The organism is Pseudomonas sp. AC136, from assembly GCF_979258585.1.
The window spans coordinates 4,248,746-4,269,933 of record NZ_OZ409865.1 but is presented as its reverse complement, the minus strand read 5'-3'; the positions used below and the strand labels follow the sequence as shown (position 1 = coordinate 4,269,933).

22 protein-coding genes are annotated in these 21,188 nt (G+C 61.8%); 8 read left to right on the top strand and 14 right to left on the bottom strand.

The window, feature by feature from the left end; translation table 11 throughout:
- Nucleotides 1–132: 132 nt before the first annotated feature.
- The 4 genes from radA to ACZZZU_RS19110 form a co-directional block, all read right to left on the bottom strand.
- A complete protein-coding gene (radA, locus tag ACZZZU_RS19125) occupies nucleotides 133–1,500 on the bottom strand; it encodes a DNA repair protein RadA (RefSeq protein ID WP_122492900.1) in 1,368 nt (455 codons plus the stop codon).
- A 48-nt stretch (nucleotides 1,501–1,548) separates the two neighbouring features.
- Nucleotides 1,549–2,097: an ankyrin repeat domain-containing protein gene (locus ACZZZU_RS19120; RefSeq protein WP_463551506.1), complete on the bottom strand. Its 549-nt coding sequence runs from the start codon at nucleotides 2,095–2,097 to the stop codon at nucleotides 1,549–1,551.
- 54 nt (nucleotides 2,098–2,151) lie between these two features.
- Nucleotides 2,152–3,675 (bottom strand): catalase KatB, encoded by a 1,524-nt coding sequence (gene katB / locus ACZZZU_RS19115; RefSeq protein WP_463551505.1) that lies wholly within the window; start codon nucleotides 3,673–3,675, stop codon nucleotides 2,152–2,154.
- 317 nt (nucleotides 3,676–3,992) lie between these two features.
- On the bottom strand, nucleotides 3,993–4,244 hold the full coding sequence (locus ACZZZU_RS19110; RefSeq protein WP_463551504.1) for a YdcH family protein: 252 nt from the start codon (nucleotides 4,242–4,244) through the stop codon (nucleotides 3,993–3,995).
- A 163-nt stretch (nucleotides 4,245–4,407) separates the two neighbouring features.
- On the opposite strand from ACZZZU_RS19110, the gene mscL reads away from it, so the two are divergent.
- On the top strand, nucleotides 4,408–4,842 hold the full coding sequence (gene mscL / locus ACZZZU_RS19105) for a large-conductance mechanosensitive channel protein MscL (protein ID WP_122492904.1): 435 nt from the start codon (nucleotides 4,408–4,410) through the stop codon (nucleotides 4,840–4,842).
- Between the two features lie 33 nt (nucleotides 4,843–4,875).
- Here mscL and ACZZZU_RS19100 read toward each other — a convergent pair whose 3' ends face one another.
- The gene (locus ACZZZU_RS19100; RefSeq protein ID WP_122492905.1) at nucleotides 4,876–5,586 is read right to left on the bottom strand and encodes a sulfite exporter TauE/SafE family protein; all 711 of its coding nucleotides are present in this window, start codon (nucleotides 5,584–5,586) and stop codon (nucleotides 4,876–4,878) included.
- 304 nt (nucleotides 5,587–5,890) lie between these two features.
- On the opposite strand from ACZZZU_RS19100, the gene ACZZZU_RS19095 reads away from it, so the two are divergent.
- From ACZZZU_RS19095 to ureC, 5 genes are all read left to right on the top strand, one after another.
- Nucleotides 5,891–6,742: an urease accessory protein UreD gene (locus ACZZZU_RS19095; RefSeq protein WP_463551503.1), complete on the top strand. Its 852-nt coding sequence runs from the start codon at nucleotides 5,891–5,893 to the stop codon at nucleotides 6,740–6,742.
- A gap of 3 nt (nucleotides 6,743–6,745) precedes the next feature.
- A complete protein-coding gene (gene ureA / locus ACZZZU_RS19090; RefSeq protein ID WP_463551502.1) occupies nucleotides 6,746–7,048 on the top strand; it encodes an urease subunit gamma in 303 nt (100 codons plus the stop codon).
- A 10-nt stretch (nucleotides 7,049–7,058) separates the two neighbouring features.
- A complete protein-coding gene (locus ACZZZU_RS19085) occupies nucleotides 7,059–7,571 on the top strand; it encodes an N-acetyltransferase family protein (protein WP_463541180.1) in 513 nt (170 codons plus the stop codon).
- Nucleotides 7,568–7,873: an urease subunit beta gene (locus ACZZZU_RS19080; RefSeq protein ID WP_463551501.1), complete on the top strand. Its 306-nt coding sequence runs from the start codon at nucleotides 7,568–7,570 to the stop codon at nucleotides 7,871–7,873. Before ACZZZU_RS19085 ends, ACZZZU_RS19080 begins: the two co-directional genes overlap by 4 nt.
- 131 nt (nucleotides 7,874–8,004) lie before the next feature.
- The gene (gene ureC / locus ACZZZU_RS19075; RefSeq protein ID WP_463551500.1) at nucleotides 8,005–9,705 is read left to right on the top strand and encodes an urease subunit alpha; all 1,701 of its coding nucleotides are present in this window, start codon (nucleotides 8,005–8,007) and stop codon (nucleotides 9,703–9,705) included.
- A gap of 660 nt (nucleotides 9,706–10,365) precedes the next feature.
- Here ureC and ACZZZU_RS19070 read toward each other — a convergent pair.
- The 9 genes from ACZZZU_RS19070 to ACZZZU_RS19030 all read right to left on the bottom strand — a co-directional run bounded on the left by ACZZZU_RS19070 (nucleotide 10,366) and on the right by ACZZZU_RS19030 (nucleotide 19,286).
- Nucleotides 10,366–10,956, bottom strand: a complete 591-nt coding sequence (locus ACZZZU_RS19070; protein WP_463381780.1) for an HAD family hydrolase — start codon at nucleotides 10,954–10,956, stop codon at nucleotides 10,366–10,368.
- Between the two features lie 121 nt (nucleotides 10,957–11,077).
- The gene (locus ACZZZU_RS19065) at nucleotides 11,078–12,091 is read right to left on the bottom strand and encodes a Csu type fimbrial protein (RefSeq protein WP_122492911.1); all 1,014 of its coding nucleotides are present in this window, start codon (nucleotides 12,089–12,091) and stop codon (nucleotides 11,078–11,080) included.
- A 22-nt stretch (nucleotides 12,092–12,113) separates the two neighbouring features.
- The gene (locus ACZZZU_RS19060; RefSeq protein WP_463552158.1) at nucleotides 12,114–14,411 is read right to left on the bottom strand and encodes a fimbria/pilus outer membrane usher protein; all 2,298 of its coding nucleotides are present in this window, start codon (nucleotides 14,409–14,411) and stop codon (nucleotides 12,114–12,116) included.
- Nucleotides 14,412–14,756: 345 nt separating this feature from the next.
- Complete coding sequence (locus ACZZZU_RS19055; protein WP_463551499.1) at nucleotides 14,757–15,530, bottom strand: fimbrial biogenesis chaperone; 774 nt, start codon at nucleotides 15,528–15,530, stop codon at nucleotides 14,757–14,759.
- Between the two features lie 37 nt (nucleotides 15,531–15,567).
- Nucleotides 15,568–16,131 (bottom strand): Csu type fimbrial protein, encoded by a 564-nt coding sequence (locus ACZZZU_RS19050; protein WP_463551498.1) that lies wholly within the window; start codon nucleotides 16,129–16,131, stop codon nucleotides 15,568–15,570.
- Nucleotides 16,132–16,136: 5 nt separating this feature from the next.
- Nucleotides 16,137–16,613, bottom strand: a complete 477-nt coding sequence (locus tag ACZZZU_RS19045) for a Csu type fimbrial protein (protein ID WP_463552157.1) — start codon at nucleotides 16,611–16,613, stop codon at nucleotides 16,137–16,139.
- Nucleotides 16,614–16,775: 162 nt separating this feature from the next.
- A complete protein-coding gene (locus ACZZZU_RS19040; RefSeq protein ID WP_463381777.1) occupies nucleotides 16,776–17,312 on the bottom strand; it encodes a Csu type fimbrial protein in 537 nt (178 codons plus the stop codon).
- A 419-nt stretch (nucleotides 17,313–17,731) separates the two neighbouring features.
- Nucleotides 17,732–18,601, bottom strand: coding sequence for an acyl-CoA thioesterase II (gene tesB, locus ACZZZU_RS19035; protein ID WP_463381776.1), 870 nt, complete (start codon nucleotides 18,599–18,601; stop codon nucleotides 17,732–17,734).
- A 115-nt stretch (nucleotides 18,602–18,716) separates the two neighbouring features.
- Nucleotides 18,717–19,286: a GNAT family N-acetyltransferase gene (locus ACZZZU_RS19030; RefSeq protein WP_122492916.1), complete on the bottom strand. Its 570-nt coding sequence runs from the start codon at nucleotides 19,284–19,286 to the stop codon at nucleotides 18,717–18,719.
- A gap of 81 nt (nucleotides 19,287–19,367) precedes the next feature.
- Here ACZZZU_RS19030 and ACZZZU_RS19025 point away from each other — a divergent pair, with 81 nt between their 5' ends.
- Together ACZZZU_RS19025 and trhA are read left to right on the top strand one after the other, a co-directional pair.
- Nucleotides 19,368–20,282 (top strand): histone deacetylase family protein, encoded by a 915-nt coding sequence (locus tag ACZZZU_RS19025; protein ID WP_463381774.1) that lies wholly within the window; start codon nucleotides 19,368–19,370, stop codon nucleotides 20,280–20,282.
- 26 nt (nucleotides 20,283–20,308) lie between these two features.
- The gene (gene trhA / locus ACZZZU_RS19020; protein WP_463381773.1) at nucleotides 20,309–20,926 is read left to right on the top strand and encodes a PAQR family membrane homeostasis protein TrhA; all 618 of its coding nucleotides are present in this window, start codon (nucleotides 20,309–20,311) and stop codon (nucleotides 20,924–20,926) included.
- Nucleotides 20,927–21,188 lie beyond the last annotated feature (262 nt).

The window sequence follows — 21,188 nt, the reverse complement described above, 5'->3', positions numbered from 1 at the left end:
GCCAGATTTAATCGACGTTCTAAGTCCCCCCACCGTCATCCTCGCGCAGGCGGGGATCCAGAATATTGCGACGAACGCCTATTCAGCCCCAACCAAGACTGCGCGTCATGAACAGCGCTGGCTTCGCCGGCCCTACTCAAACAACGCATCCAACGCCTGCTCCAACCGCGTCACCGCAATAATCTGCAGCCCAGGCGGCGACTCCTTCGGCGCGTTGCCTTTGGGCACGATGGCGCGTTTGAAGCCATGTTTAGCCGCCTCTTTCAGCCGTTCCTGCCCACTGGGCACCGGTCGCACTTCACCCGACAACCCCACCTCGCCAAACACCAGCAAGTCGTGGGGCAGCGGCCGGTTGCGCAGGCTCGACATCACGGCCGCCATCAGCGCCAAGTCGGACGCGGTTTCCATCACTTTCACGCCGCCGACCACGTTTAAAAACACGTCCTGGTCGTGGGTCGGAATACCGCCATGGCGGTGCAGGACGGCGAGCAGCATGGCCAGCCGGTTCTGGTCCAGGCCCAGGGTCACGCGCCTCGGGTTGGCCAGGTGGCTGGTGTCGACCAACGCCTGCACCTCAATCAACATCGGCCGCGTGCCTTCCCAGGTGGCCATCACCACGCTGCCCGGCACTTCTTCCTGAGCGCGGGTGAGGAAAATGGCCGAGGGGTTCGACACTTCCTTCAAGCCACGGTCTGTCATCGCGAACACGCCCAGCTCGTTCACCGCGCCAAAGCGATTTTTCACCGCCCGCAGTAAGCGCAGGCGACCGTCGGACTCGCCTTCGAAATACAGTACGGTATCGACCATATGTTCGAGCACACGCGGCCCCGCCAGCGCGCCTTCTTTGGTCACGTGGCCGACCAGAAAAATCGCCGTGCCGCTCTGTTTGGCATAGCGCACCAACAGCGCCGCGCTTTCGCGCACCTGTGCCACGCCGCCGGGCGCCGATTGCAGTTGTTCGGTAAAAATCGTCTGGATGGAGTCGATCACCATGACCTTGGGCTTTTCCACCCGCGCGGTGGCGATGATCGATTCGATGCAGGTTTCGGTCATCACCTTGAGCTTGTCTTCCGGCAAACCGAGGCGGCGGGCGCGCATGGCCACTTGTTGCTGCGATTCCTCGCCGGTGACGTACAGCGCCGGCAGGCGCGTGGCGATGTTGCAGAGGGTTTGCAGCAGGATGGTGGATTTGCCGATGCCGGGGTCGCCGCCGATCAGCACCACCGAGCCGTCGACCAGACCGCCGCCGAGCACGCGGTCCAGCTCCACCGAGGCGGTGGAAAAGCGCGGCATTTCTTCAACACTGACTTCGGCCAGGGTTTTGAGCTGCGCCTGTTGCCCAGCCCAACCGGCACGACCGCTGGCCGCCGTTTCGCTGCCGACCTCGATCATGCTTTCGACCAAGGTGTTCCAGGCGCCGCATTCGCCGCACTGGCCGGCCCATTTGGGGAAGGTCGCACCGCATTCGGTGCAGCCATACATACGCTTGGCCTTGGCCATCTCAACCCCCTCGCCGAAAAGCGCCGATGATAACGCAGCTACCCCGTTTCAACGCGGGGCGGGGGTGCGAATTTCGCCGGTGGCCAGCCGAGCGGCGCTGTTGCCCAGACCGTCTTCGGCGTTCAAATCCGCACCTTTGGCGGCCAGGGCATCGAGCAGTTCCGCGCGGTTGAACAGGCCGGCGTACATGGCGGCGGTTTGGCCGGCGCCGTTGCGTTGGTCCGGGTTGCAATCGGTTGCCAACAGGCGCCGCGCGATGCTCACCTCGCCCTTGAAAATGGCGCCCATCAAGGCGGTGTTGCCGCGTTGGTCTTGCTGACAGGCGTCGGCACCGGCCTGCAACAGCAGTTCCACCGCCGGTTGCTGGCCGTGGTAGGCCGCCAGAATCAGTGCGGTGTAGCCCTTCTCATCCTGGCTATCGAGCGGGTAATGGGCGTCGATAAACGTTTGCAGCACCGGCACATCGCCTGCCCGTGCGGCCTCGAAAAAGTAGCTGCGCAGTTGCGCCTGTACATCGGCGGGCTCGCTCGGAGTAGCCGCCGAAACCAGCACGCTGAATGCCAGCGCGCCGAGCAGTACAACGGTTCGAATAATCATCACAGCGCTCCTGAAAAAACGGCGGCCCTCAGCAGAAGGCCGCCGCTATTACCCTCAGTCCGACAGCTTGGCGGCCAAGGCTTTCACTCGCTCCAAGTCGCCCTTGGCGACCTTCGCCACACCCGTGCCGTATTCAGGGTCGGCCTTGTACAAGAACGACAGGATGATGTGCTTGCTCTCTTCATCGGTGGTGGCCAACGAGCCGCCGAAGCTTGCGATCAGATCATCGCGCTCTTTCTTGCTGTAAGAGCGGTACAGATCACCGGCCTGTTTGAAGTTTTGCTCGCGCTGAATCTTCTTCTGCTCGGTGCTGCCCGACAGCGGCAAGCTGCTGTAGCGCGCGCTGGCAACTTCTTCACGCGGCTCCAGGCGGCTGGGCTGATAGTTGACCCCCGAGGTGGTTTTGCCGCTGTTCATGGCGCCGTCCTGGTTGCCGTTATTAACCTTCACCCGTGGTTGGTTGATGGGCAACTGCAAGGCATTCGCGCCCAGGCGATAGAGCTGGGTATCGGCGTAGGAAAACACGCGACCCTGCAGCAAACGGTCTTCGGACGGTTCGATGCCAGGCACCAGATTGGCAGGCGCCATGGCCACCTGTTCAGTCTCTTGGAACACGTTGTCGGTATTGCGGTTAAGCACCATCTGCCCGACTTTGCGCTCGGGCACATCCGGCCAGATTTTCGTGGCGTCCAGCGGGTCGAAAGCGAACGAGCTCAGTTGTTCAGGCTTGAGCACTTGCACGTACAGATCCCATTTGGGGAAGTCGCCTTTTTTACTGTGCGCGATCAGATCATTGCCCAGGTGGCTGTAGTCCTTGCCCTGCACTTGCTCGACTTGTTTGGGGTCGAGGTTGTTAATGCCTTGCAAGGTTTTCCAGTGAAACTTCACATAATGGATTTCACCGTTGGCATTGACCAACTTGTACGCGTGCACACCATTACCGTCCATTTGCCGATAGCTGGCCGGGGTGCCGTAGTTGGAATACAGCTCGGTTAACGTACGGGTGGATTCAGGCACATGGGAGAAAAAATCAAACCGGCGCGAATCATCATCCAAGTTGGTACGCGGGTCCGGCTTAAAGGCGTGCACCATATCGGGAAACTTGATGGCATCGCGAATAAAGAAAGTTGGGAAGTTATTACCCACTAAGTCCCAGTTACCGTCGGCGGTGTAGAACTTGGTGGCAAAACCACGGGGGTCGCGCAGGGTTTCGGGGGAGTGGTTGCCGTGTACCACGGCGGAGAAACGCACGAACACCGGCGTGACTTCGCCGGCGGCAAACACCTTGGCTTTGCTCAGGTCGCTGAGGTCGTCGGTAACCGTGAACGTGCCATGGGCCCCGGTGCCACGGGCGTGTACGACGCGCTCAGGAATGCGCTCGCGGTCAAAGCGTTGGAGCTTTTGCAGCAGTTGTACGTCTTGCAGCAGCACCGGGCCCGTGGCGCCGGCCGTTTGCGAGTTCTGGTTGTCGCCCACCGCCGCGCCGTTGTCGCGCGTGAGCGTGGCGGCCTGAACGGAGAAGGAAAGAAACCCGACACAAAACAGTGAAGTGGCAGGAACAAGCGATTTTCTAGTCATGATCGTCTCCCTATTATTTTTAGCGCATCAGTTGCGCTTTAGGAGACTAGAGCGATACAGCCACGTTTCTAAATAGAAAACTTTAACCATCCCGATAAATAAAACTTCCTCGTTAGTTAATAACGTCAGGCGTATTCGCGCGAATAGCTTAATGAAAATGAAAGTTACTGACGCGAATCAATATGAAATAAAAGCCTGAGGGCGGACACGTTAAATTAGAAATATCCGATACGCAAACCGGTTCTTTCTTCCAATATATAAGCGACAAACGCGAACCAAACGCTGGACAACTATCAGGCTTGGTTCGCGAGGCTTCGCTAGCGGTCTTTGGCCGCCGCTTCCAACCGCTGGGCGATTTCCAGACTCAAGGTCACCCGCTCGTTTTTCAGCGCCTTGAGCGCCATGTCATCCATGGCGTGACGCCCGTCCTCCACCTGGAAAATCTGCTTATCCAGCGCCGCGTAGTTGGCGGCGAGTTTGCTGAAGTGCGCGTCCTGGCCCAGCAGCCGTTGCAGCTCGTCCTGATACTCAGGGTATTCCACATGCAGCGGATGGTGTTCGAGGGTCATAGGCCGTCTCCTGTCGCAATGGGTGGGTTGACTCTCTGACAGCCTAGACCAGCGGCAAAAACGGGGAACGCACAGCGCCAGGGCCGGTCACTTGAAGCTGGGAGCGGCGAAACGGGTGCTCTACACTGCCCCCCAACCATCATTAGCAACAGGGAGTCGATCTATGAGCATACTCAGCGAGTTCAAAGCGTTTGCAGTCAAAGGCAATGTCGTCGACATGGCGGTCGGTATCATCATCGGCGCCGCGTTCGGCAAGATTGTGTCGTCGTTTGTGGGCGATGTGATCATGCCGCCTCTGGGTCTGTTGATTGGCGGCGTCGATTTTTCCGACCTCGCCATCACCCTCAAAGCCGCCCAGGGCGACGCCCCGGCCGTGCTGCTGGCCTACGGCAAGTTCCTGCAAACCTGCCTGGACTTCGTGATCGTGGCCTTCGCCATTTTCATGGGCGTGAAAGTCATCAACAAACTGCACAAAGAACACGCCAAAGCGCCTGCTGCGCCGACGGCTGAAGTGGTGTTGCTGACCGAAATTCGCGACCTGCTGAAAACCGAGCAAGCGCCGGTGCCGCCTACCGTAGACAAGCAACAACCGCTCTGACTCTCGCCGTTCGGGGAGCGGCTTGAGCCGCTTCTAGAACAGGCTTTTGGCCAGGGTGGCCGCTGACATCAGCACCAGCACACCGCCGATCACGCCATGCAGCGCCATCGGTTTACGCCGAAACAACACCTGCCCCGCTACATTCCCCAGCAGCGCCGGCACCAGCAAGCTGGCCGCCAGACTCACGTGTTCGTGGCCGAGTACGTTCAGCCAGTACAAACTTCCCAGCGCCAGTACATCGCTCGCGGCAAAAAATACGATGGCGGTGGCCCGCACGCTTGCTGGCGAAAGCCCGCTGCGCAGCAAGTACACCACCACCGGCGGCCCACCCGCCGAGGCCATGGCCGTGACCAGCCCGGACACAAACCCGGCCGACATTGCCCAACCCGTCTTAACCTCACTGACCGCGACCGGTTTACGCCACAGCACCAGCACGCCGCCAACCAGGCAAAGCAGCGCCACCACGGGCGCCATCCACTGCTCCGGCACGCGAGCCAACGCCAGTGAACCCACCGGCACCGCCAGCACCATGCCCAGCACCAAGCGAATGCCCACGCCCCGGTGAACCTGTTTGGCCGCGCCCGACCACAGGCTCGCGCTGCACAGCAGATCGAGCAGCAGCACCACAGGAATTGCCAAGGCTGGCGGGCAGACGGCGAGCAAGCCCAACGCCAGCACCATGGCAAAACCGAAGCCGCTGTAGCCGCGCAAAAGACCGGCGACGAAGGCGAGTATCAACAGCATGTCAGGCGCCCCTGGTAGTGGTGGCGCGAGTGTAAGGAGGGGGCTCGCCTCGCTGCGAGGGCCAGATCGGCCAAGTTACCGAGCCAGCTGGCGCGTATTGCACCGTTTTTGCCCCCCGCCTCCGGAGCGCACCAAAATCGTGCGCACAACCGATTCGTTTGCCCATCCGCTCGCTGACAAAAGCTGATCAGCAGGCCAACAAACCCGCCACCCTTCGCAGCGTTCGCCAGCCGCGCGCACCGCTTCAGCGCAAGAGGCACGGCTATTGCTCTAGCCCCTAGGTCCGAATTGACCTAAGCCTTTGATGAACGCACCCCTTCCCCCAGCCCTGTTCACCCCCAACTGGCACGCCGAGTTGGAGCTGGCCTATGCCCGCCAGGGCGAGAGCACGCGCCCGGTCATGCGCCGACATCAAGGCCCGCTGCGGGTGCAAAAGCATTTGTATGCCGAAGGACCTGAGGTGTGTCAGCACATCATCGTGCACCCGCCGGGCGGCATTGCCGGTGGCGACCGCCTGAACATCAGCGTGCAGGTTCAGGACCACGCCTGGGCGCAGCTCACCAGCCCCGGCGCGGCCAAGTGGTATCGGGCCGCAGGGCCGGCGTTTCAGCAACTGATCATCGACGTCGCCGCCGGTGGCACCCTGGAATGGCTGCCGCAAGAGACCATCGTCTACTCCGCCGCCCAGGCCGAACTCACCACCTCAATCGAACTGCACGGCGACGCCCGCCTGATGTATTGGGACATGGTCGCCCTGGGCCGCCCGGCGGCTGGCGAGCGCTTCGACAAGGGCCACTTTCAAGCGCACCTGGACATCCGCCGCGACGGCACCTTGCTGTGGCACGAACGCCAACGGGTAATCGGCGGCGATGGCCTGCTCGACTCATCCATCGGCCTCGACGGCCACCCCGTATTTGCCACGCTGCTGATCACCGGCGAGCTGGACGCTGACTTACTTGAACAGTGCCGCGAACTCTGCGCCGGCCCCCATGCCCGCGTGCGCGGTGACCTTAGCCAATTGCCCGGTTTGCTGGTTGCACGCTGCCTCGCTGTCGAGGCGCTGCACGCGCGAGCCTGGCTGATCGATCTTTGGCGTGTGCTGCGCCCGGCCCTGCTGGGTCGCGCTGCCGTCGCGCCGCGAATCTGGAGTACCTGACCGATGGACCTGAGCCCACGCGAAAAAGACAAGCTGCTGATATTCACCGCCGGCCTGGTGGCCGAACGCCGCCTGGCGCGGGGCGTGAAGCTCAACTACCCCGAAGCCATGGCGTACATTTCCGCCGCCCTGCTCGAAGGCGCGCGCGACGGTCGCACCGTGGCCGAGCTGATGCATTTCGGCACCACCTTGCTCAGCCGCGAGCAGGTGATGGAAGGCATCCCCGAAATGATCGCGGAAATTCAGGTTGAAGCCACCTTTCCCGATGGTACAAAGCTGGTCACCGTTCACCAGCCCATCGCGTGAGATCAACCAGATGATTATTCGTGACGCCCTTGCCGCCGACCTGCCCGCCATCCGCGACATCTTCAACGACGCCGTGCTCAACACCACGGCCATCTGGATGGACAGCACGGTCGATCTCGCCAACCGCGAAGCCTGGTTCGCCGCCCGTGCGCAGCAGGGCTACCCGATTCTGGTGGTGCTCGACGACAGCAGCGAGGTGGTCGGCTACGCCTCGTTTGGCGATTGGCGCCCCTTCGACGGCTTCTGCAACACCGTCGAGCACTCGGTGTACGTGCGCGCCGACCAACGCGGCAAAGGCCTTGGCCCGTTGCTGATGCAAGCGCTGATCGGGCGGGCCAAAGGCTGCGGCAAACACGTGTTGGTGGCGGCGATTGAAAGCGGCAACGCCGCCTCGATTCGTCTGCACGAGCGCCTTGGTTTCAGCATCACCGGGCAGATGCCACAAGTGGGTCGCAAATTCGGCCGCTGGCTCGACCTGACCTTTATGCAACTGATCGTCACCCCTGAAAGGAGCGCGCCATGATTCCTGGGCAATACCAGATTCAAGACGGCGAAATCGAACTCAACGTCGGCCGCCGCACCGCCACGGTGAACGTCGCCAACAGCGGCGACCGGCCGATTCAGGTGGGCTCGCATTTCCATTTTTTCGAAACCAACGACGCCCTCACCTTCGACCGCGCGACCGCTCGCGGCATGCGCCTGAACATTCCCGCCGGCACCGCCGTGCGCTTTGAGCCGGGGCAGTCGCGGGATGTGGAACTGGTGGAGCTGGCCGGCTTGCGCCGGGTGTTCGGCTTTGCTGGGCGGGTGATGGGCGAGCTTTAAAGAGCCCCTCACCCCGGCCCTCTCCCGCAAGCGAGAGAGGGGGCGTTGGCTTGGCTCCCCTCGCCCATTTATGGGAGAGGGGCTGGGGGTGAGGGCAAGGGAACACACAGAAGCACTTCTGGAAACCGACTATGAAAATCAGCAGACAAGCCTACGCCGACATGTTCGGCCCCACCGTCGGCGACAAAGTGCGCCTGGCGGACACCGAGTTGTGGATCGAGGTGGAGAAAGACTTCACCAGCTACGGCGACGAGGTGAAGTTCGGCGGCGGCAAGGTGATTCGCGATGGCATGGGCCAAAGCCAACTGTGCGCCGCCGACGTGGTGGACACGGTGATCACCAACGCGCTGATCATCGATCACTGGGGCATCGTCAAAGCTGACGTCGGCCTCAAGGGCGGGCGCATCGCCGCCATCGGCAAAGCCGGCAACCCGGACATTCAACCTGAGGTCACCATCGCCATTGGCGGCGCCACCGAAGTGATTGCCGGCGAAGGCATGATCCTCACCGCTGGCGGCATCGACACGCACATCCACTTCATCTGCCCGCAGCAGATCGAAGAAGCCTTGATGAGCGGCACCACCACCATGATCGGCGGCGGCACCGGCCCGGCCACCGGCACCTACGCCACCACCGTCACGCCCGGCCCGTGGCACATGGCGCGCATGCTCCAGGCTGCCGACGCGTTCCCGATGAACATCGGCTTTACCGGCAAGGGCAACGTCAGCCTGCCGGAGCCGTTGATTGAACAGGTGAAAGCCGGCGCCATCGGCCTGAAGCTGCACGAAGACTGGGGTACCACGCCCGCGGCCATCGACAACTGCCTGAGCGTGGCCGACCAATACGACGTGCAGGTGGCGATTCACACCGACACCCTGAACGAATCAGGCTTTGTTGAAACCACCCTCGGCGCGTTCAAGGGCCGCACCATTCACACCTACCACACCGAAGGTGCCGGTGGCGGACATGCGCCGGACATCATCAAAGCGTGCAGCCTGCCCAACGTGTTGCCCAGCTCGACCAACCCGACGCGCCCGTTCACCCGCAACACCATCGACGAACACCTCGACATGCTTATGGTCTGCCACCACCTGGACCCGAGCATTGCCGAAGACGTGGCCTTCGCCGAAAGCCGCATCCGCCGCGAAACGATCGCCGCCGAAGACATTCTTCACGACCTCGGCGCCTTCTCCATGATCAGCTCCGACAGCCAGGCCATGGGCCGTGTCGGCGAGGTGATCACGCGCTGCTGGCAGACCGCCGACAAAATGAAAAAACAGCGCGGCGCCCTGCCCCAGGACGGTGCCGGCAACGACAACTTCCGGGTGAAACGCTACATCGCCAAATACACCATCAACCCGGCCATCACCCATGGCATCAGCCATGAAGTGGGCTCGATCGAAGTGGGCAAATTCGCCGACCTGGTGCTCTGGCGCCCGGCGTTTTTCGGCGTGAAACCCACGCTCATTCTCAAAGGCGGCGCCATTGCCGCCAGCCTGATGGGCGACGCCAACGCCTCGATTCCCACGCCGCAACCGGTGCACTACCGCCCCATGTTCGGCAGCTACGGCGGCATGTTGCACGCCACCAGCCTGACCTTCATCAGCCAAGCCGCCATGGACCTCGGCGTGCCGGAGCAGTTGGGGTTGAAGAAGCAGATTGGCGTGGTGAAAGGCTGTCGCAGCGTGCAAAAAAGCGACCTGATCCATAACGACTACACGCCACAGATTGATGTGGACCCGCAGACGTATCAGGTAAAGGCGGATGGGCAGTTGTTGTGGTGCGAGCCGGCGGATGTGCTGCCGATGGCGCAGCGGTATTTTCTGTTTTAGGGGGATGGTTTTGTTTTCCCCCGTGGGGAAAGGTGTGGTGGCTTTTACGGCGTCCCTTTCACGACTCTGGATCCCGAATCGTCGGACCGCCGCGTTCGCGAGGATGACGGAGGACTTTGCAAAAACCTCCGTCATCCCTGGCAATCGCCCCCTCACCCCCCCACACCCGTCATCCTCGCGCACGCGGGGATCCAGAATTTCGGACGGTACGCGCGTCTGAAAACCCCGACTATCCAAAACTCTGGCTTCCGAATCGTCGGACCGCCGCCTTCGCGGGAATGACGGATGACTATGCAAAAATCTCCGTCATCCCCGCGCAGGCGGGGATCCAGAACTTCGGACGGTACGCGAGTCTGAAACCCCGACTTATTCGAGACTCTGGATTCCGAATCGTCGGACCGCCGCCTTCGCGGGAATGACGGATGACTACGCAAAAACCTCCGTCATCCCCGCGCACGCGGGGATCCAGAATTTCGGACGGTACGCGCGTCTGAAAACCCCGACTAATCCAGGACTCTGGATTCCCGCGTGCGCGGGAATGACGGAGGTGTTTGCACAGTCACAGGTCATCCTCGCGCAGGCGCCGGTCCGACGATTCGGAATCCAGAATTTCGGACGGCACGCGAGTCTGAAAACCCCGACTCATTCAACTCGCCAAAATCACCGACTCAACCCCAACAACCCCCAACAATCCCCCACATACCAATCCGCCAACTCCGGCCACAAGTTCTCCGGCACATTCACCAACACAGTGTGGGTGCCAGCCGCCCGCCCGCTGTCCAAGTCAAAGCGGTAATCCCCAACCATCACCATCTCACTCGGCGACACCTGCCACTGCTCGGCCAAGTGCAACAACCCACCGGGATGCGGTTTTGGCGGCGCTTCATCACGCCCCAGCACATCCTCAACCGCGAAGCAGTCGCCCAAGCCGATGGCATCAAGCGTCAACAGCGCCAGCGAGTGCGCGTTGCGGGTCAGGATGCCGAGCTGATGGCCACGCCCGTGCAGCTCGCGCACCAACTCGACCGCCCCGGGCGCCGGCTGCGAATTCAGCGCCAGCTCGCGTTCGTGCTCCAGCAGCCACGCATGTTTGGCCGCCGCCACATCGGCCGGCAAAGCAGCAAGGTGATGAAGAATGTCGTCTTCGGGGGGAATGTCCAGATGCCGGCGGATGGCGGCAAAGTCATGCACGGCAATGGTCAACGTGCCGTCCATATCGAACACCCAATGGCGAATAGCGGCCAGGCTCATCAGTTCACTCCAGTGCGAGATAGCGCTGAAGTATACGGAGCATCAAGGCTAAAGCCTCTCCCACAGGCAATCACAAACCTGTAGGAGAGGCTTCAGCCTCGAGCTTTTTCCAACCGGCAACTCAGTAATTCAACGTCATGATGATGCTGTCCTGGTAATTCCCGGCTGGCACGTTTTGCTGCGTCGCGTCGATGAGCGCATCAAAGGTGAAGTTCTGCGCCAAGCCGGTGCCCAGAAATGCCATCGGTTGGGCAGCGTTCCAGATCACCGTGGTGTCCGGCTGATACAGGTTGTAGTTCATCCGATTCGCGCCGCTGGCCATGCGCCGCCAAGGGGCGAGGTAGTTGGCGCCGTTGTCGAAGCTGACGCTGTAGCCTTCGTTGTTGGTGCAGGTAACGTTGACGGTCTGGGTCACTTTGGCGAACTGGTTGACCAGGGCTTTGCTGCCGAAGTCGACGTCCAGGGTGGCGGTGTTGATGAGGCACGATTTGGTTACCACCAGCGTCAAGGTCGCACTGGTCAGAACTCCCGTGCCCCAGTTGGTAGGGTCGGTGCAAAACACAATGCCCAGCACCGGCGCGCAGGCTTGTACCAAGCCAGGCGAACGATCCCAGGCGCAGGCGCCGAGCAGGCCGCTGTCGCAGATGGCGTAGTACCAGCGAAAACTCACGGTGCCGGTGTAGGTGCCGGCTTGTACGTTTGGCCCCAACGGCACGGTGAAGTACAGGGCAATGCCGTTGCTGCCACCGCCCAGCGACAACACGGTAAGCCCGGTGGCGGTGCCGGTGACGCCGTTTTGCAGCGGCGCGCCGCCCTGGGTCGTGCTCACGGTGTAGGGAATGCTGTAGCCGCCGTTGGTGAGGTTGAGGCTGGCGGTGTCGAGCATCAGGCGAATATACGAGCCGGACAATAGCGACAGCCCACCCGTGCAACTGATGCCCGCTGCGCCGTAGTTGCCCACGGTGGTGGTTTTCAATGCCAGCGAGCTGACGGTGCCGAGGCTGACGTTGGTGGCGCCGGTGGTGCACACGGCGCTGGCCAGTCCGCTGGCGCTCAGCAGCAGCGCACCAAGCAACCAGCGGTGCAGGTGTCGAAGCAAGCCTGGCAGGCTTGAACGCGGTGATGTGGGGCGCATGTCAGCTCCTGTTTTTATAGGCTCAGCGGCAGGTCAACGGACCCACCAGACTGACTTCTTCATGGGTATCGGCCAGGGCGAACGCGGCTTTGCAGGCCTGGCCATCGGGACGCGTGACCAGCAATTGGTTCTGCGCGCTCAGCCCCTCGAAATACACCAGGCCGTCCCAGCCAACGAAGGCGCGCAGGCTGGTGCCTTCCACTTTCACTTCGCTGCCACGGGGAATCACTTCGCCACGGCTGTCGATGAGCACAATGCTGGCGGCCACCACGCGGTGCAGATCGAAGTTCAGGAGCGCCCCGCTGCCTTGGTGCACGGCGATTTTGCTTTCCACCTGCGGCACGCGGAAATTCGCCGGCAGGCCCAAGGGGTCGATTTCGTACTGACCGCCGTAATAAGACGGCACCGAAGGCACCAGCAAATGGCCGTTTTTGTTGGTGTTGCCCATTAGCTGATGCTCGAAACTCACCGGCACATCGCTTACCCCGTTGGTGCTGATCAGCACAAACGCATCGTCAACGCGGTTGCCGGGGAATACCTCGCCGTCCATGGCGATAAACGAGCCGGTGATATCGCCCCACTGGGTCAGGCGGCCGTCGTCGCGGTACACGCCGCCTTGCAGCTGGGCGTAGGGCGTGCGCCAGGTCAGGTCGGCCTGTTCGTAGGTGCCGCCGCCGGTGGCGTAGCCGAGGTTGTAGCCAACGCCACCACTGGGCGGCGGCGTGCGGCCGAAGTTCACCCGTTCGCGCAACTGGCCCTGGGTGTCGCGCTCGACGCTGGCGCTGAAGGTGGAGCGCACGTCGAACGGAATGATCAGTTGCATCACCGCCGAGTAACCCTCGCCGTCGAGGTCGCGGTTCATCGCCACGTACATGCTGCTGTTGCCCCACAGGCTGCGCGACCACGAAAGGTTAACCAGGCGCGTGCGCTGGCCGTCCATGGTTTCGCTGGCGAAGTAGCCGACGCCGACATTGCCGACGTTGCCGGGGCTGAAAGAGAAGGTGATCTGGTCACTGGATTTGGCCAGCGTCAGCTCATCGCGCCCCAGCTCCAGCGCGCTGAGCATGCTCACGTCGACAAAACCTTTGCTGCGCTCCACATGCTGGGCGCCGAAGCCAAAACGGTTGGAGTAATAGCTGTAACCGACGTTGGCTTGCTGGCCTTTGCTGCCCTCGTACTGGCTTTGCGCGAACGAGCTGCTGAGGGTGCCGAAATTGCCCAGGCCAACAGTGGCGCCGAGGCCGCCCAGGCGCAGCGCTTCGCCGAACTCGGCGTGGGTTTCAGCGGTGAAGAAATCGGTCACGCCGTAGCGGAACGTGCCGCTGGTGACCGACGCCCCGTAGGAGAAGTTCTTTAGCCCGTAGTCATCGCGCAATTTGCCGGCCGACACCGAGTAGTCGTAGAGGTCTTCCTGCAACAGGGAGTTGGTGACGTAGAACGGCACGTCGGTCGCCACCTGCCGGCCGAGGGCGTCGGTGGTGACGACGGTGGCGTTACCGGCACCGCTGATATACGGCACGTTGCTGACGGTGTACGGGCCGGGGTTGAGCTGGTCGCTGCTGACCTTGGCGTTGTTGATAAACAGGTCCACCGAGGTCGGCACGCTGGCCTCGCCGGTGAAGCGCGGCAGTGGATACGTGATCAGGTCCGGGCGCAGGGCGAAGTTGCGCGAGATCTGCACGCCGCCGATGCGCACGGCACTGTTCCAGGTCAGCGCGCCGGTGATCAGGTCGCCGGCGATGTAGCGCGTCATGGTTTCCTGATTGTTGTAGCGCCAGTAAGTGTCGTAGCGCATGTAGCCGTCCTGGTCGGCGCCCAGTTCGTTGAAGCTGTGGCGGTACACGCCGGTGTTGCCGAACACGCCAGCGCTACCAAACACGCGCTGTTCGAGGAAGGTGCTGAGGTAATGGGCGCCGTCATCGGTGTCGTTGTAATAGGCGTCGTAGTTGAACAGCAGCCCAAACGAGCTTTGCGCCGGCACCGAGGCGTAGACCGATCGCGCGCCGACCTGCTGTTCCGGCAGCCAGTCGCTGGGCAGCACCAGCTTCAGGCGCTGCAGTTCCTGGTCGTAGGTGAACTGCAATCCGCTGATGCTATCGAGCGCCAGCTCGCCGGTAGCGCCCTCCGGCACCCGCACGCCGACGGCGCGCAGGTCTTCGCTGTCCACGAAGTAGCGTTCGCCACGTACGGTCACTTGCGCCACGCGGTCACTGGGCAATTCATTCACCACCAATTCCAGAAACAAGGTGTATTCGCCGGCTGCGGCGTCCGCTGCCGCCGGTACGTCGGGCGTTGCCTCGGGCACTGCGCTGGGGCGCATTCGTGCGGCCGGCAAGCCGTCCAGCTCCGGCGCAGGTGCCGGCAACTGCGGCGCCCCGGCGGTTGCTGAAGGCGGCGTGGCGGCCACGGCGTCACGCAAGGGCATGGGCTCGTTTGCCGCGATCACCACTGTCGGCCCCGCCGTCGTTTGCTCAGGCGCGGCGGCCACCGGCACGGCAGGCGCGGCGGCCAAGGCGTCGCGCAAGGGCCACGGCATGGAGCTGGCCGCTTGCGCGCTGGGCAACCACACCGCCAGGCAGGTGAACAGCACATACGCGCCACCGGCGCCGCCCATAAAGGGCGACGGCGTCGGCGCTTCCCTGACGCTCCGCATCCGCTGTGCTGGCTATCGTTGCGGCGAAATCGGCTGGAGATCAGCCAGTTCGTTTATTCGGGCTTCCAACGCAAACGAGTCGCCCGCCACGGCGGCCGGCAACTCCCAACGCATTCGCGCACCGGGCAATACGTAACCGAGCAAGCCTTCGGCGATTACCGTGCGTTTTTCGCCCTGTTTTACCGACACGCTCGCCAATCGCGCGTGGGCTGGTCCCTGATTGTTGAGTAGCAGGAAGCGCTTGCCGCCCTCGTTCTGCACCTGGAAACGCAGGTCGGGTTTGAGCAGTTGAATGCCCGGTTCCGGCTTGCTGGCAGCGCTGGCCAGGCTTACGCCATCGCCGAACACGAACAGCGGCACGGAATAGCGCATCTGGAATTTCACGCCGAGGGCGGCATCGGTTTTGGCGTCGGGCGGCAACAATTCATCCACCAGCACGCGGAAGGTTTGTTCAGTGGCAGCGGGCACCGGCTGCATTTTCATCAGGCGGATCATCTGCCGCTTGCCCGGCTCGATGGTCGCTACCGGTGGGCTGGCGACCACGGTGCGCTGGGCGCTGAGCTGGTCGCCGTAGTCGGCCTGGCCCCAGGCCAATACCCGTATCTGCAGACTGATGGGCGCTTGCCCGCGGTTTTCCAGCCACAACGCGGCCGCTTTTTGCGTGCTCTCGATTTGCGGATTGATCGGCCAGATCAGCACCGAGCTGGCCGCCTGGACGAAGCTGCTGGCAACGGCGAGCAGCAGTGCGGCAGCGGGCAGAAGGCGATATCGGCTCCATGCGAACATTGGAAGCTCCTTGTAGGTTTTGCTCATTTCTTTCAGTTCAATAGGTGATGGTCACCGTCACCGTATCGCTGTAAACCCCGGCAGATGGCATTGGCGTAACGGCGAACAACCGCGCGAATACCGGGTACGCCACGGTTGCACTGCCGGCTGGGAAGGTCAGACTTTTTACCGTGCCGCCGTTGCTACCGTTTCCCCAAAGGGTAGTACCCGTGTCCTGGTACAGCTGGTAGCGCAAGGTTTCGGCGCCTTTGTTGAGGAAGCGACCGCTGGCGATGTTGCTGGTGTTAAGGCCGGCGCTGATGCCGATGGTCAGGCTGGTACCGGGCGTGCACTGGAGCAAAATCGAGCCGGCGCCCGTGGTGCTGGTCACATCGACATTGCTTGGCAGCAGGCTGACCTGGCCGAAATTGATGCTGCCAAAGGTGGTCACGTCCGCCCCGCCACTGCCCAGGATGCAGCCGTTGACGATGGCCGCCTTGACCAGAAAGTTCTTTTGAATGGGGGTGTCGTTGACATTGGTATCGGCGCAGCTGAAGGCGCTGAGCACCAGCAGCAAAGCACCGAGCAAACGGGCAAGCGTTGGCGCACGGAGGCGGTCCACGCTCATTACCAACTCACAGTCACGGTGACGGTATCGGTGTAAGTGCCGGGGGTGGGCGCGGCTTGTTTGGGCACGCGGCCGAACACTTGCAGGTATTGGTCGGCGCCATTGCCCGTGCCGGTGACGCCGGTGGTGTTATCCCAAATGACGCTGTACGCCGCCGAGGTGTAGAGGTTGTAGCTGATCTGCGCGGCGGCCGGCCCGGTCATGCGGCGCGCCGCCACGTTGCCGCTGCCGCCGGCACTGAGCAGCACGCGGTACGGCGTATTGAGCAAACAATTAACCCGCAGCGACCCGTTGCCGACGCTGCTGCTGGCTGACACCAGTGTGTTGAGGGAAAAGTAGGTACCGAAATTCAGCGTTCCGAATTGGCCCAGCGTGGTGGGCGCCGTGCTGCCGGCGCTGCACGCGGGAAGAACCTCGGCGCTAAGACCGATGGTGGCGGACTTGGTGACAGCGAAAGCGTCAGTGCTGCCCAGCATTACGCTGAACAGCAATAGCCACCGGCAAGACGGATCACGTAGGCAACGCATGGCAGATCCTGGCGTTGGAAAGCGTGGCAGTGGCGAACATCCGTGTTGCGCCGGTGAGCGGAGCCCTCGGGAAGGCGGCGACTTCAGCCCACTGCACGCGAACGTCCGGCGTTACCAGGTGATGGTCACTTGTACGGTGTCGGTGTAAGTACCGGTGGCCGGCGTGGTCTGGTTCGGCACACGGCCGTAAACCACCATGTCCTGATTCGCGCCGTTACCAACGCCTGCCAAGGCGGTGCCGCCATTGGTGCCATTGCCCCACGGCGTGGCGCGCGCGGCGTCCTGATACAGATTGTAAAGCACGTAATTGCCGCCACTGGCCATGCGCCGCTGGGTGCCGGTGCTATTCAGGCCGGAGTTCAGGGCAACGCTGTAGTTGGTGGCGTTGGCGCATTCGATGCCGAACGAGCTGCCGGCACTGGCACCCACCGACTGAGCGTCGATGTTGTTGGCCAAACTTGGGTAGGAGCCGAAGGTGATGCTGCCGAAGTTGTTGGTGGTGGCGTTGCTGGTGCCGTTATTCACGGTGCAGCCGGCGCCAATAATGATCTGGATGCCCAGTTGACCCTGCACGGATCCTGCTGCGTCCACCGTCAACGAGTACGGCACCAACAGCAAGGCAGGGAACAGCAGAAAGCGGCGTTTCATCTCTAAGAACTCCTACGAAATAGTCGCGTTTTCACGCTTAATTGCAACGTAGTAGAAATTCGGCCGCATTCAAAACAACTTTATGGCGTCAACTAACAAGCAAAACCGTGTCGGTAAAATCTGTAGGAGCAGTAAGTAATTGTTCTTTGGAACAGGTCGTTAGTTTTGTAAGTGAAAGTAGTCGGTTGCTGTAGCCAATCACTTACAAAACAAACCGCGATTAAGCCCCGAACAAACCCCGGCACGCGTTGTATTCCGAGGCTTAGAGAGGGGCTAACGGCAAATTGATATGTCAGATAAGCGTTTGTTGTCTCAACTGTTTTACAACAGCGCCGTAGACGAGGCGGCAACATTCCTATAGGCCGCCATATAGCGATTGGCACTAACTTTTATTTCAACTTGGTTTTAAACCGAGCGAATTAGCGCCAGTCTTCGCGCACTCTTGTCAGCCCTTCCTGCGCAACAGAAGCCACTAATTGACCCGCACGGTTAAAGATACTGCCGCGCGCAAAACCGCGGCCATTGCCCGACCATGGACTGTCCATCGCATAGAGCAGCCAGTCATCCATGCGCAGGTCGGCGTGAAACCACAGCGAATGGTCGAGGCTCGCCACCTGCATGAACTTCTGAAACACCGAGACCCCGTGAGGCAGCATCGAGGTGGTGAGCAAGTTGAAGTCCGAGGCGTACCCGAGCAGGTATTTATGCAGCTGGCGTTCATCCGGAAGGGTGCCGTCGGCGCGGAACCACACGTACTTGATCGGCTCGCGCACCACTGGCTCGAACGGATTGGCGATGGTCACCGGGCGAATTTCAATGGGCTTTGGGCTGGTGGCGCGTTCGAGCATGCGCGGCGGAATGAACTCGGCGGCTAGGGCGGCCAGCTCGGTTTCCGACTTGAGTTCTTCCGGGCCGGGCACGTCGGGCATTTGCAGCTGGTGGCTGAAGCCTTCTTCGTCGGTCTGGAACGAGGCGCTGCAGGTGAAGATTGGCGCGCCTTTCTGAATGGCGGTGACGCGACGGGTGCTGAAACTGCCGCCGTCACGCACGCGGTCCACCAAGTACACCACCGGCAAGCTGGCATCGCCCGGGCGCAAGAAATAACCGTGCAAGGAATGCACATGGCGCTCGGCGTCCACGGTCTGGCTGGCGGCCGACACACATTGGCCCAGCACCTGGCCGCCATAGAGTTGCCGAAAACCAAGGTCCTGGCTGACGCCACGGAACATATTTTCCTCGATCTGCTCCAGGCTCAGCAGGGCCACCAGATCATCGAGTAATTGGCTCATCGGTCTTCCTCATCACGCATTTATTCAGGCGGAGGGAATGGTAAAGGCTTTGCCGGCGGATGTCGGCTACTGGAGGAAAAAAGCCCGGTGGCCATTGGTCCAACCTCAGCGGCTATTACGCCAACCAGGTTTGGCGGCCAATGCGATACAGCACATGCGCACGCAGCGGATGTCCCGCCGGCAGGTTGGGGTGCTGAAAGTCGTCCGCCGGATCACGCCGCATGCCGATGCGCTCCATCACCCCGCGCGAGGCGGCGTTTGCCGGCACGGTAAAGGCCACCACTTCCGGCAACTCCAAGCGCTCAAACGCGCAGGCCAGCGAGGCCCGCGCCGCCTCGCTGGCAAAGCCTTGGCGCCAGCTGTCACGGGAAAGGCGCCAGCCTATTTCAATGGTCGGGCCATCCGCCCGGCAAAACGGCGCCTCGAAACCCACCCGTCCCAAACCGGTAAAGCCGATAAACGCTCCGTTGTCCTTGCGCTCCAGCGCCCACAAGCCAAAACCATGCTCGGCAAAGTGCGCCCGCACTCGCGCCATCAACGCGGCGGCTTCGGCGGTGCTTTGCGTGGCGGGGAAAAACCGCATCACCTCGGCGTCGGCAACCATTTCGGCGAAAGGCCGCAAGTCGTCGTCGCGCCAGGTGCGCAGCAGCAAACGCTCGGTGTGCAATTCAATCGGTGCGCTCATGCAAGGTTCCTTCACAGTGCTCGGCTTGAGGTCACCCGGTGGGCCGGGGATACTGGCGACCTCTTCTTATCGGTTCAATGTATGCGTGTGCCCCTGGTCTATCACGACGACTACAGTCCGCCCTTCCCGGCCAACCATCGTTTTCCGATGGAGAAATTTCGTCTGTTGCGTGACCACTTAATAGACAGCGGCTTGACCACAGACGCGCAACTTTTTCGCCCCGACATCTGCCCCGCCGACGTCCTCGCCCTGGCCCACGAACCGAGTTACATCGAACGTTTTCTCAGCGGCAACCTTAGCCACGACGAACAACGCCGCCTCGGCCTGCCCTGGAGCGAGGCGATTGCGCGGCGCACCGTGCGGGCGGTCGGCGGCTCACTGCTGACCGCCGAACTGGCCCTGCAACACGGCCTGGCCTGTCACTTGGCCGGCGGCACGCACCACGCCCATTACGACCACGCCGCCGGTTTCTGCATCTTCAACGACCTGGCCATCATCAGCCGCTACCTGCTCGAAGCCGGGCGAGTGAACTGCGTGCTGATCTTCGACTGCGATGTTCATCAGGGCGACGGCACCGCGCGCATTCTGGCCGACACGCCTGAAGCCGTGACGGTGTCGCTGCACTGCGAAAAGAACTTTCCCGCCCGAAAAGCTCAAAGCGATTGGGACATCCCATTGCCTATGGGCATGGGCGACGACGAGTACCTACAAGTAGTCGACGACACGCTCAATTATCTGCTGCCGCTGTATCAGCCCGATCTGGTGCTGTACGACGCCGGGGTCGACGTGCACAAAGACGACGCCCTCGGTTATTTGCAGCTCACCGACGCGGGCGTGGCCGCGCGTGACGAGCGCGTGATTCGGCACTGCCTGAGCCGGAGCATTCCGGTGATGGGCGTGATCGGCGGCGGCTACGACAAAGACCGCGTGGCGCTGGCACAGCGTCATGGAATTCTTCACCACAGCGCGCAACGGGTCTGGCAAAGCCAAACCTGATCGCGCCTCGAGGCACCTTTAACACCATGTACTACGGAGAAAAATTCAACGCCTGGACCCACCTGGTTGGCGCTGTGCTGGCCGCTATCGGCGCGGTGTGGCTGCTGGTATTGGCGAGCTTCACGGGCGATGTGTGGAAAATCGTCGGCGTCGCCATTTACGGCGTCACCCTGGTGCTGCTCTACAGCATTTCGACCCTCTACCACAGCGTGCGCGGCCCGGCGAAACGGCTGCTGCAAAAGCTCGATCACCTGTCCATCTACCTGCTGATTGCCGGCAGCTACACGCCGTTCTGCCTCATTACCTTGCGCGGGCCGTGGGGGTGGACGTTGTTCGGCATCGTCTGGGGGCTGGCCGTCATCGGCATGTTGCAGGAAATCAAACCGCGCTCCGAAGCGCGCGTGTTGTCGTTGATCATCTACGCCGTGATGGGCTGGATTGTGCTCATCGCCGTCAACCCACTCATCGCCGCCCTGGGCCTCACCGGCTTCAAATGGCTGGCTGCCGGCGGCGTGCTCTACACGGTGGGCATCATCTTCTTCGCCTTCGACAGCCGCTTCCGCCACTGGCATGGCATCTGGCATTTGTTCGTGATTGCCGGGAGCTTGCTGCACTTTGTGGCGATTCTGTTTTATGTGCTCTGAGCGGCGAATTGCCGTTGGCAGCAATCGCGGCTAAAGCCGCTCCCACAAAGTAGCGGTGCCTTTCTGTAGGAGCGGCTTTAGCCGCGATGGTGGCTCAGCCAACGCGTGCGGCGAGCCATGCTGGATTCCCACCTACGCGGAAATGACGGCGAAACTTCGTGGCGATTCTGTTTTATGTGCTCTGAGCGGCGAATTGCCGTTGGCAGCAATCGCGGCTAAAGCCGCTCCTACAGGGTAGAGGCGCCTTTCTGTAGGAGCGGCT

Bases quoted from the DNA above. Each gene is read 5' to 3' on its own strand.
- radA (WP_122492900.1), bottom strand. From the start codon at position 1,500: ATGGCCAAGGCCAAGCGTATGTATGGCTGCACCGAATGCGGTGCGACC.
- ACZZZU_RS19120 (WP_463551506.1), bottom strand. From the start codon at position 2,097: ATGATTATTCGAACCGTTGTACTGCTCGGCGCGCTGGCATTCAGCGTG.
- katB (WP_463551505.1), bottom strand. From the start codon at position 3,675: ATGACTAGAAAATCGCTTGTTCCTGCCACTTCACTGTTTTGTGTCGGG.
- ACZZZU_RS19110 (WP_463551504.1), bottom strand. From the start codon at position 4,244: ATGACCCTCGAACACCATCCGCTGCATGTGGAATACCCTGAGTATCAG.
- mscL (WP_122492904.1), top strand. From the start codon at position 4,408: ATGAGCATACTCAGCGAGTTCAAAGCGTTTGCAGTCAAAGGCAATGTC.
- ACZZZU_RS19100 (WP_122492905.1), bottom strand. From the start codon at position 5,586: ATGCTGTTGATACTCGCCTTCGTCGCCGGTCTTTTGCGCGGCTACAGC.
- ACZZZU_RS19095 (WP_463551503.1), top strand. From the start codon at position 5,891: ATGAACGCACCCCTTCCCCCAGCCCTGTTCACCCCCAACTGGCACGCC.
- ureA (WP_463551502.1), top strand. From the start codon at position 6,746: ATGGACCTGAGCCCACGCGAAAAAGACAAGCTGCTGATATTCACCGCC.
- ACZZZU_RS19085 (WP_463541180.1), top strand. From the start codon at position 7,059: ATGATTATTCGTGACGCCCTTGCCGCCGACCTGCCCGCCATCCGCGAC.
- ACZZZU_RS19080 (WP_463551501.1), top strand. From the start codon at position 7,568: ATGATTCCTGGGCAATACCAGATTCAAGACGGCGAAATCGAACTCAAC.
- ureC (WP_463551500.1), top strand. From the start codon at position 8,005: ATGAAAATCAGCAGACAAGCCTACGCCGACATGTTCGGCCCCACCGTC.
- ACZZZU_RS19070 (WP_463381780.1), bottom strand. From the start codon at position 10,956: ATGAGCCTGGCCGCTATTCGCCATTGGGTGTTCGATATGGACGGCACG.
- ACZZZU_RS19065 (WP_122492911.1), bottom strand. From the start codon at position 12,091: ATGCGCCCCACATCACCGCGTTCAAGCCTGCCAGGCTTGCTTCGACAC.
- ACZZZU_RS19060 (WP_463552158.1), bottom strand. From the start codon at position 14,411: ATGCGCCCCAGCGCAGTGCCCGAGGCAACGCCCGACGTACCGGCGGCA.
- ACZZZU_RS19055 (WP_463551499.1), bottom strand. From the start codon at position 15,530: ATGTTCGCATGGAGCCGATATCGCCTTCTGCCCGCTGCCGCACTGCTG.
- ACZZZU_RS19045 (WP_463552157.1), bottom strand. From the start codon at position 16,613: ATGCTGGGCAGCACTGACGCTTTCGCTGTCACCAAGTCCGCCACCATC.
- ACZZZU_RS19040 (WP_463381777.1), bottom strand. From the start codon at position 17,312: ATGAAACGCCGCTTTCTGCTGTTCCCTGCCTTGCTGTTGGTGCCGTAC.
- tesB (WP_463381776.1), bottom strand. From the start codon at position 18,601: ATGAGCCAATTACTCGATGATCTGGTGGCCCTGCTGAGCCTGGAGCAG.
- ACZZZU_RS19030 (WP_122492916.1), bottom strand. From the start codon at position 19,286: ATGAGCGCACCGATTGAATTGCACACCGAGCGTTTGCTGCTGCGCACC.
- ACZZZU_RS19025 (WP_463381774.1), top strand. From the start codon at position 19,368: ATGCGTGTGCCCCTGGTCTATCACGACGACTACAGTCCGCCCTTCCCG.
- trhA (WP_463381773.1), top strand. From the start codon at position 20,309: ATGTACTACGGAGAAAAATTCAACGCCTGGACCCACCTGGTTGGCGCT.